Here is a 6,990-nt window from a genome sequence, read left to right on the forward strand (position 1 = left end):
GTTTTATCTTCGTTTACACCGTAGTCAGATGCAATCGCACTGATCATTTTTGCTCCTTGATCTAATACTTTAGCAGTAGGACCGTAACATCCTCTACATTGAATACCAATAGATGGACATTCTGCTCCACATAAGGATACTGTTGCAGGACCCATACATACTAAACCTTGAGTAATTAAACATAAATCAGGTTCAGGAGCTCCTAATTCAAATTGTCTTTTAATGAAGTCCATAGCTAAACCAGCAGGTGGTTTTTCTCTAGGACATACTTCACAAAGGTTGGTTGAAGGTAATTCAATAGTTTCTCCTCTTAATAATGTTAAAATAGCTTCAGCTACAACATCGGAACGAGGTGGACAACCTGGAATCATTAAATCGATATCCATAACTTCACCAATAGGTCTTACTCTGCTTTCGAGATGAGGTACATCTTCGTTAGGAATAATACCTTCTGGGTTTACAGTAGATACAGAATTAATGTATGCTTCTTCTTCTAATTCTTCAACAGTCCATAAGTTTCCAAGACCAGGGATACCTCCGTAGCAGGAACAAGTTCCGTAAGAAATAACCATGTTAGCTTTTTCGTTTAACATTTCAGCTAATTCTCTGTTTTCATCGTTCCTTACTCCACCTTCGACAATAATAATGTCTAATTCTGGTACTTCATCATATTTAGTATCCATGAGTACAGGGGAAAATTCGAAATCCGCAAATTCCATAACATCAATTAAGGATTCGTGGAAATCAGCAATGGATAAGTGGCAACCTGAACAACCACCAAACCACATAGTTCCTATTTTTACTTTATCTGCCATATTAAACTCCTCCAATTTATCTTTCAGCATCTAATTGTTCTTTTAATGGAGCTGGACCTAATTCTTTGATTCTGTTAACCATCATTTTAACAGATTCTGAGAATTTTTCACCTTCGGATGCGGAAATCCAATCGTGGTGAACTCTTTCTTTTCCAATTCCCATATCTTCGACTAATTTATAAATTAATCTCATTCTACGATCTAATTTGTAGTTACCAGCATCATAGTGGCAGTCACCCATGTGACATCCTGCTACAAATACCCCATCAGCACCTTCTTGGAATGCTTTTAAAACAAATTGTGGGTCAATTCTTCCAGAACACATTACACGAATAACTCTAATATTCGGTGGGTATTGCATCCTTGCAGTACCTGCTGTGTCTGCTCCTCCATAGGAACACCAGTTGCAACAAAACATTACAATTTTTACATCATCAGCCATAGAGTTTCTCCTCCTCTATAAAATATTTTTTCCAATTTTGAAAAACTTGTGTTTCTCAAAACCAATTTTAAACTTTTTTAAAAAATTTTAAAATCTTTTTTTAAGGAATACATGTTTAGGTACGCCTTAAAATCACAATTTATGTACGTAATGAGCTAGCTCAGCATAACATTATGTACTGATTAATATATTTCATTAATAATTAATATAAAGGTTACTCGGAGATTAAAGTCAAAAAGTTTATATACTATAAAACAAATTTTTGAAAATAACAAAAATAGCGTTAAAAAAAGAAAAATTAGATGGAATTACATTCCATCAAGACTCATATCAATCATATTTTGAGTTTGCTGAGCTAATTCATCAGGAAGCCCAGTTATATCCATATTTAAAAATCCTCTAACAATCATGGATTCTGCATCTTCTTCATCTATACCTCTGGAAGTCAAGTAGTTAATCTCATCTTCGGAAATTTTACCAACTGCTGCCTCGTGAGACATTTCGAGATTTGCAGAACTGGCTTCCAATTCAGGGACAGCATAAATGAAACTATCGTCAGATAAAACCAATCCATGACATTCCAAATGCCCTTTAACATCAGGCACAGTTCCTGCCAAATGACCTCTTGCGTAAATTTTGGATTCATCCTGAGCCACAGCTCTGGAAATAACTTCTCCCCTAGCACCAGGGGCATTTAGAAGAACTCTTGAACCGACATCAATGATTGAGTCTTTTTTACCACCTTGAATACTTTGGAAAATAGCTCTTGAGTTTTTACCATCACAATAAGCAGTAGGGAATGATTGTATAGTGCTTACAGGACTTGTTAAAATATAATTGTTAATGTAAGTTGAATCATCCATTAATTTAACACCGGTTCTGGGACGAACTTCAACCTGTTCTGCCCAGTTGTGAACCATTGTAAAGGTTATTTTGGAACCCGGTTTCAAATACATTTCTGATACGCCAACGTGCATTGCAGACCCTATATCATCACCTGTTGCACATCCGGTAATCAAATGCAATTCTGAGTTTTCTTCAGCGATAATCACATTATGTGCAGTCTGCATGATATCTTCATCGCTGATAAACATACACGCTTGAACAGGCATTACCTCTTTGGTTCCTGGAAGAGACCTTACAAAGTAACCGCTTTTGACACCATCCTCTTTTTCTCTTAATGCAGTTTTAGCAGTATACTTATCTGCGTCAGGTTTGACAACATTCCAAAGGTAATCATCCAACCAGCCGTATTTTTCCAGTGCAATGCCAATGTTCATCACTTCGATTGAATCGGACATGGAGTTATTTGTAAAAATATTACTTTGATCAACCTGCAAAAATGATCCTGACCTGTTTGTCTCATCGGTGTCTACACCAACCTGCAAAAGGTCTTTTTTAGTTTGTTTGTCCAAATCGTCCAAATCGTCAATCATGTCCAAAGCATTAACTGTTTCATCAGTGAAATTTTCAATAGTAATATCAGCACCTAAAGCTGCTTTTTTATCTTTTGCCCTTTCAGCATCATCATAAACATTGCGCACATTCAACACATCCATTAAAACCGTTTTTCCTAATATCTTCAAGAATTGCAGAAGGATTTCCAGAACAGGAAATTACTCCATTCATTAAAACGTGCGCTTTATCCGCACTGACAAAGTTTAAAATATAACCTAAATGAGTAATTAGCAATCCGCTTCTTTTTCTATGACGTTTAGTCTTATCCTTGTCCAACAAAGTTCCAATTTCAGAAGCCAACAATTCAACATTTTCAATATCCACACCAGAATCCGGCTCGTCAAACATGGTAAAGTCAGGCATCTGAGCCAATAACTGTAAAATTTCAGAACGTTTTACTTCCCCACCGGAAAAACCAAGATTAACATCCCTATCCAAAAATTCATCACTGAACTTAAGTTGTTTAGCCAATTCTTGCATTCTTGGATTTAATTCCTCTTTCATGTCCTGATGAGATTCAATTTTTAATAAATCCCTTACTGAAACTCCCCTTATAGCAGGAGGGGTTTGGAAACTCACTCCAATACCTAATTTTACTCTTTCAGCAGTTGTTAATTTAGTAATGTCCTGGCCTTTAAATTTAATGGAACCTTGAACTACATCATATTGCGGAAAACCTAATATGGTTAAAAATAAAGTACTTTTTCCAGCACCATTAGGTCCTAAAAGAACATGAGTTTCCCCTTCAGCAATGGAAAGGTTAATATCTTTTAAAACTCTTTTTCCAGCTACTTCAACAGCTAAATTTTCAATTTCAAGCAACATATAATCACCTTAATAAAATATGAATTTGTTATACTAATATAAATATAATCTACAAAATATAAATACTTAACATAGCCCATAAAAAGGGATATCAAATAATAATAAAATAAATAAAAAAAAAGAAGATAACTGAATTATTCAGTTACAATAATAAATTCGCCGACTTTTTCGACTTTAGCAAAAGGAACTAACAATAAGTCACCGTTTCTTTTAGCACCTTTTACATGAATATTACGGTCACTTTCTACCCTAATAGCAATATCAACGATTTTACCTGTTTTTTCATTGATAATTAATTCATCCAATACGCCAAGAATACGTGCATTGTTGGTAGCTACCTGATAATTTTTGATTTCACTCCATAATTTTTCTTCTCTTTTTGGAATTTGTTTATTTTCCATCAAATCACCTAATAAAAATTAAATCTAATTATATAAATATTTAACTTCATCATATTTAAACATAATATTCATGGAATAATTTTTCAGCAACTTCACTGTCGGGAATGGTATTGATATTTAAAGCCAATTCCACTTTTGGAATGACCAGCTGTTCCTCATCCTGAACTATATTAATGCTTCTCAAAACATTCAAACCTGAAGGAACGTTGCCATCGAATTCATAGGAATATTCCAGTCCCAAATTTTCAAAAATCCCAACAGGAACCAAAATTGATAATGCATCCTTGTCGGAATTCAAATAATGATTCAAAACGAAATCAATGGTTTCAGTAGATATAAATGGCAAATCAGCATTAATAAAAAGCAAAATATCATCAGCGGATTTTTTTTCAAAATAATCCAAAATATAAGACAAATCAGTTAGATAATCATCACCAGATGTATCCAAAATTTGAAAATCATCATCCAGAGACTTCAAATAATCAATGGTTTCACGGGTATTTGGACTCACTGCAATAACCAATTGGTCGATTAATTTAGATTGATTTACATTCTCAATCACATATTTAATTAAAGGTTTATCATGTAATTTGAAAAGAGGTTTTTCGCAAGGAACTTTCAGTCGAGTTCCCCTACCTCCGGCCATCAAAATTGCATAAATCATGATAAACCACATTAAACTTAAGCGAATTTACCGCCAGCCATTTTCATACGATCTTTAAGAATGCATCTTCCTCCTTGTTTACCTCCAATAGGGAATTTAGGAGTACCCATTGAATTCATACAACGAGCCATGATTGCTGAACCAAGAGCAAGACCATCTTCAACAAACACTACATTTTCAAACTTATCCTGCACTGCCTGTAAAATAAGTTCCGGTTTTCTACCTGTAATTCCTGCCCTTCCAGTAATACCTAAAGCAGAGCCTGGAACAATAACATTTTCTTCAAATGCAACATCCAAAACCCTTTTAACAATGTTTGTACTGACATAATCCAAAGTTGAAAGCAAGGTTGGAAGACCATCAGCATCATAGAATTGAGCACCCAATTCCATCAATTCAGGTAATTTATCCCCATTAACACCAACATCACAACCAATTAAAGTAGTGCCAGCATTATCTGCAGCAACAGGATTGACTGGAACAGTACCAAACCTTTGAACATCCATCGGAACTTTACGAATATCGATTAATTTATGAGCCTCAAGTGCATTAGCTTCAGCTTTTTTATGATTAGCTTTTTTCATTGCCTTTTCGGAATATAAATCCAATGCAGCACCATTTTTCTTATCAATCTGACCTGATCCTCTTGCAAGAGAATCGCTTACAACACCTGCAAGACCTAAAAAGTTACCAACAGTATTTGCATAAGGTTCATTATCATTAACAATACGCCCGGCTAATGTTGATCCGAAATCTAAAGAAACACAAGGGTTTCTATAATCAACTTCAGTCCATTTAGCACCTAATTTAATTCCAGCAGTAACAAGTTCCCCTTCCATTTCATTAGCAACTGTTTCTTTACCTTTAGGAGGAACAACACTTACAACAGCCCCATCAAACATGATATTTTCCAAAAGAGAATGTTTCTGTAATCTTTCCGGAAGTTGGGAAATACTCATTGCTGGAGACATCTTACGAGGAGGTATATCTGCTGCAAGACAACCATCAGCCAATGCAATAATGAGTTGACCGGCTTCTTCAGCAGTTGCAAAACCTGCAGTTACACCAGTAGACCTAACAACAAAATCCAAATCTTCATCCTTATCGACTTGACATTTTTTAAGAGATTCCAAAACAGTATCCCTAATTAAATCAGTTACAGCTTCTTTAGAAAGTTCAATTCCCCACACAGTTTTACCAAAAACCTCTTCTGAAGGTTTAGGTGGCCTAATATCACGAGTCATTTTAACTGTTTTATTCAAAAGATAAGATTCACTAGTATTTAAATTAGTAGCCATTACAATAGATTTTGTAGTGGTGTTACCTAATTCAACAGAAGCAGTTACATAAAAAGTATCAGGCTTTTTAACAGCACCCGGACTTGCAGGACCTGCCCTCTGAGCCTTTAATGTAGCCAAATTGCCATCTTTGGAATGGGCAATTATAGGTTTAGGACCTTTATTGAAAATTTTACTTAAAAAAGACATTATCTAACCTCTCCAAAATATAAAGTTAATTAATAATCTCTTTTTAAAATAATATAAATTTTATTAAAAAATTTTTAAAAAAAATCAGTTATAAAAAAATAGTTAGAAAAAATAAAAAAAATTGATTAGATGAAATGAATCATCTAATCGGGACCCCTTATATCTATAATAATTTGTTAATTGGGTGTTCTTCAACAGGTTCGGTACCGATATCTTTTGCTGCTTCAGCAATCATGATATCTGCCATACCACAAGCAGGGAATGCAAGTCTTGCGTTTTCGATTGGTCCAAAGAGAACGAAGTCTCCTCCAGCCATTTGTTGAACAATGTTAGAACCAATATCACAAACAGGCCATGCTTCTTTGTGTTCTTTTTTGTATCCTCTTAACCAATCCCATGCGGATGGTACGTTGTGAATACCGGATCCTACTGGGTATCCCCATTTAGCTTTTACTGCGTAAGAAGTTCTTACAGCAGGTCCAGCACCTTGACCTAATGGAGTAACTGCTACATCCATGAATGGTTTAGTAATACCACATTCGTCAGCCATTTCGAGAATACCTTGGTCGATTACATCTCCACCAGTTTCCCAGATTTCGATTTTTCCTTCTACACCAGCTTTCATTGGGTTGAAACCTAAGAGAATGGATGCGTCGATGTCTGAGTTTTTAACAGCTTCGATTTCACCAGGTTCAGCTGCCATACTTAAAGAGTTGTAAACAGCTCTTTCGCATAATCCTACTTCTTGAACGTATTCTACACCTGCAATTTTAGCAGCAGCTGCAGTTGAATCTATAAGGAAAGGTTTGTCACAGACGTCTCCTACAAATTCTAAGTATTTTACCATAGCTTCTGCAGTAGCACCGAAAGTTTGTACAACACAAGGGTTTCCGGTTAC

The 6,990-nt window shown here is 35.3% G+C and carries 8 protein-coding genes; all 8 read right to left on the reverse strand.

From position 1 onward, the window contains the following. A partial coding sequence (locus QZV68_RS09690; protein WP_296880802.1) for a F420-nonreducing hydrogenase occupies positions 1-815 on the reverse strand: 815 nt, incomplete at its 3' end. A gap of 16 nt (positions 816-831) precedes the next feature. Then, on the reverse strand, positions 832-1,257 hold the full coding sequence (locus QZV68_RS09695) for a hydrogenase iron-sulfur subunit (protein ID WP_292606096.1): 426 nt from the start codon (positions 1,255-1,257) through the stop codon (positions 832-834). Positions 1,258-1,565: 308 nt separating this feature from the next. Continuing rightward, positions 1,566-2,816: a SufD family Fe-S cluster assembly protein gene (locus tag QZV68_RS09700; RefSeq protein ID WP_296880803.1), complete on the reverse strand. Its 1,251-nt coding sequence runs from the start codon at positions 2,814-2,816 to the stop codon at positions 1,566-1,568. Beyond that, a complete protein-coding gene (locus QZV68_RS09705; RefSeq protein ID WP_296880804.1) occupies positions 2,785-3,540 on the reverse strand; it encodes an ABC transporter ATP-binding protein in 756 nt (251 codons plus the stop codon). Before QZV68_RS09705 ends, QZV68_RS09700 begins: the two co-directional genes overlap by 32 nt. Positions 3,541-3,674: 134 nt before the next feature. Beyond that, positions 3,675-3,941 carry a PRC-barrel domain-containing protein gene (locus QZV68_RS09710; RefSeq protein WP_292606090.1) on the reverse strand — a complete coding sequence of 89 codons (267 nt, stop codon included), beginning with the start codon at positions 3,939-3,941 and terminating at the stop codon, positions 3,675-3,677. Between the two features lie 55 nt (positions 3,942-3,996). Further along, the gene (locus tag QZV68_RS09715; protein ID WP_296880805.1) at positions 3,997-4,605 is read right to left on the reverse strand and encodes an NTP transferase domain-containing protein; all 609 of its coding nucleotides are present in this window, start codon (positions 4,603-4,605) and stop codon (positions 3,997-3,999) included. Positions 4,606-4,622: 17 nt separating this feature from the next. Next, entirely contained in the window at positions 4,623-6,092 is a 1,470-nt protein-coding gene (locus QZV68_RS09720; RefSeq protein WP_296880806.1) for a methanogenesis marker 14 protein, read from the reverse strand. Between the two features lie 163 nt (positions 6,093-6,255). After that, positions 6,256-6,990, reverse strand: a 735-nt coding sequence (gene mtrH, locus QZV68_RS09725; protein ID WP_296880807.1) for a tetrahydromethanopterin S-methyltransferase subunit H, incomplete at its 5' end; no start/stop codon positions are given.

The sequence above is a fragment of the uncultured Methanobrevibacter sp. genome, from assembly GCF_902801725.1.
Classification (GTDB): Archaea; Methanobacteriota; Methanobacteria; order Methanobacteriales; family Methanobacteriaceae; genus Methanocatella.

Bases quoted from the DNA above. Each gene is read 5' to 3' on its own strand.
- QZV68_RS09710 (WP_292606090.1), bottom strand. From the start codon at position 3,941: ATGGAAAATAAACAAATTCCAAAAAGAGAAGAAAAATTATGGAGTGAA.
- QZV68_RS09715 (WP_296880805.1), bottom strand. From the start codon at position 4,605: ATGATTTATGCAATTTTGATGGCCGGAGGTAGGGGAACTCGACTGAAA.
- QZV68_RS09720 (WP_296880806.1), bottom strand. From the start codon at position 6,092: ATGTCTTTTTTAAGTAAAATTTTCAATAAAGGTCCTAAACCTATAATT.
- QZV68_RS09705 (WP_296880804.1), bottom strand. From the start codon at position 3,540: ATGTTGCTTGAAATTGAAAATTTAGCTGTTGAAGTAGCTGGAAAAAGA.
- QZV68_RS09700 (WP_296880803.1), bottom strand. From the start codon at position 2,816: ATGGATGTGTTGAATGTGCGCAATGTTTATGATGATGCTGAAAGGGCA.
- QZV68_RS09695 (WP_292606096.1), bottom strand. From the start codon at position 1,257: ATGGCTGATGATGTAAAAATTGTAATGTTTTGTTGCAACTGGTGTTCC.